Annotated in this window: 5 protein-coding genes; 1 reads left to right on the forward strand and 4 read right to left on the reverse strand. The window is 32.2% G+C overall.

Annotation, left to right across the window (positions count from 1 at the left end):
• Window positions 1-108: 108 nt before the first annotated feature.
• The 4 genes from ABJI11_RS11175 to ABJI11_RS11190 form a co-directional block, all read right to left on the reverse strand.
• Entirely contained in the window at window positions 109-807 is a 699-nt protein-coding gene (locus ABJI11_RS11175; RefSeq protein ID WP_348352144.1) for a DJ-1/PfpI family protein, read from the reverse strand.
• Between the two features lie 151 nt (window positions 808-958).
• The gene (locus ABJI11_RS11180) at window positions 959-1,369 is read right to left on the reverse strand and encodes a GNAT family N-acetyltransferase (protein WP_348352146.1); all 411 of its coding nucleotides are present in this window, start codon (window positions 1,367-1,369) and stop codon (window positions 959-961) included.
• 44 nt (window positions 1,370-1,413) lie between these two features.
• Window positions 1,414-1,602, reverse strand: coding sequence for a hypothetical protein (locus ABJI11_RS11185; RefSeq protein WP_348352148.1), 189 nt, complete (start codon window positions 1,600-1,602; stop codon window positions 1,414-1,416).
• 66 nt (window positions 1,603-1,668) lie between these two features.
• On the reverse strand, window positions 1,669-1,989 hold the full coding sequence (locus tag ABJI11_RS11190; RefSeq protein ID WP_348352150.1) for a helix-turn-helix domain-containing protein: 321 nt from the start codon (window positions 1,987-1,989) through the stop codon (window positions 1,669-1,671).
• A gap of 116 nt (window positions 1,990-2,105) precedes the next feature.
• Here ABJI11_RS11190 and ABJI11_RS11195 point away from each other — a divergent pair.
• On the forward strand, window positions 2,106-2,312 hold a 207-nt coding region (locus ABJI11_RS11195; RefSeq protein ID WP_348352152.1), incomplete at its 3' end, for a VOC family protein.

The raw sequence follows: 2,312 nt of genomic DNA on the forward strand, positions 1-2,312 counted from the left end.
CTACAAGCAAAAGGGTTTACTCTAAAAGATATTGAGGCTGAATTAATGAAAAGAAAGAAGTAGATTATATGCGTTATAATGATATGTTTTTGATATTGATGAAGTTTATCATTTTGCAGTAAACGTATCATTATCTTTATCTTCTACCCAGTTGTATTCTATTTCCCAGGCAACATTTCTGGCGAATTCTAAACCGTGTCGGTCGGCTAAAAATCCTAAAGCCATATCCATGCCGGCACTTACACCAGAAGATGTATAGTAGTTTTCGTCTACCTTCCAACGAGCTTGCTTGTCCCATTCTACATCGGGTCCATTGGTAACGACCCATGCAAATGCACGTTTGTTAGAGTTGGCTTGTCTTTTGTCTAAAAGCCCTGATTTTGCTAAAAGTGCGCTTCCTGTACATACGGTCATTACATATGTGCTTGAAAGACTAATATTTTTAATAGATGTTATTAATTCATCATTTTCGACTTCCACTCTTGTCCCCAAGCCACCAGGAATCAAGAAGGCAAATGGCTCTTTGTTTATATCTGCTAACTTTTCTGTCATGATTGGTACTTGGTGTCTATTGGTAACTATACCACCATCCATTGAATAGAATTTTAAAGTATATAGATCTGTTAATCTTCCAAATATTTCAGCGGGTCCAAAAACATCAAGGGTTTCATAATTGTCGAATAGCAAAAATGCAATTTCTTGTTTTTCAACTGCTTTCATTTGGTTGGGTTTTTCTTGAGCGGATAAGCTTAAATTGAATAGTAACAGAATTGAATATGCTTTTATAAGCGTGCTAAAGATTTGCATAAGTGCTGTTTAAATATTAATGATAAGAAAACTATCGTTCTAAAATAATATAATATTTAATGTATTACAGGAGATTACTACTTGGCATCTTAAATACTTGATATTATTATCAATAAGTTAAAAAACAGTCTAAAATTTTCAGAAATGGGTATTAAAATATTCGTTCCATGATGACATAATCTATTCCTCCTTTCACAAACGTGTGGTCAGTGGGCATCATCTGGAATTTTTTATAATATTTCAATTTACTTACTCTGGCATTACACCAAATTTTAGAGACAGATTTTTTAATGGCAACTTGTATGATCTCATTTAGTAGAAGAGAGCCATACCCTTTTCCTTGGTGATTTGTTAGTGTAGCAAACTTTCTAAACTGAGCTTCTCCGTCATCAATAAATAAAGAAATCACTGAAATTATTTCGTTATTTAATATAAGTCCGTAATGTAGACCATTATCGTCATTAATAAGCTTTACAAAATCTAAAGGCTTATTAGGCCACATTACCTGATGTCTAATTGGTAAGGTTTGCTGAGAAATTATTTCAATTATTTTATGGGACATATAAGAGAGTAACAGGTTACTCAAATGTAAATAGGTTTAATGGGTTATTCAAGTTCTAAGTTGTCTTGAAACTTATCTACTGAAACCCACTTAAATTGTATAGGAGTCCAATCATCTTTACTTTCATATGAAGCGCTGTTCTTTAAATAAACGGTATCATCTTTAGTAAATACATGCTGCGTATCAATTACTTCTTGTGAATAGACTTTAGTAGGTTTCTTGTTTTTAATCAAACCGATATTTTTTTAATAAAACCCATAATTCTAAATTTTGTTGTGTTAACTATAAGTTAATTAGTTTTAAACTAGATTATTAGAGGTGTCTTTTGCTCCCCATGAATCTAAACTCAACAGAATATTTTCAAGCGATTTGCCACGCTTACTTAAGGCATATTCTACTTTTGGAGGTACTACAGGAAAAACCTCTCTAGTTATTAATCCGTCTTTTTCTAATTCTCTTACGGTTTGGGTAAACATTTTGTTTGATATACCTGGTACTTTTTTCTGAAGTACGCCTGACCGTAACGCACCGTCTAAAAGATGAAAAAGTACAATTGGTTTCCATTTTGTACCAATTAAATTCATGGTATGGTCTAATGGGCAATAATTTTTTGAACTCATATGAAATATAACTAACTATTAATCAGTAATTAACTCTTTTGGGTAACTATAGCACTTTTAGGTAAGTTATTGTCAATAAGGCAAATATAGATTTATTTTGCATTAAAATTAAAACTATGAATACAAATAAAGAGTACCCAAAATCATTTTCGCATATAGGTATTACGGTTCCAGATTTAGAGAAAGCAGTAGCATTTTACGCAGAGGTAATGGGCTGGTATGTTATAATGAAACCGTCTAAAATCAAGAAAGAGAAAGAAACCGCTATCGGCTTAATGTGTATTGATGTATTTGGTGATGATTGGGAAAAATTTGAAATTGCC

This window comes from Maribacter sp. (genome assembly GCF_039968975.1).
Lineage (GTDB): Bacteria > Bacteroidota > Bacteroidia > Flavobacteriales > Flavobacteriaceae > Maribacter.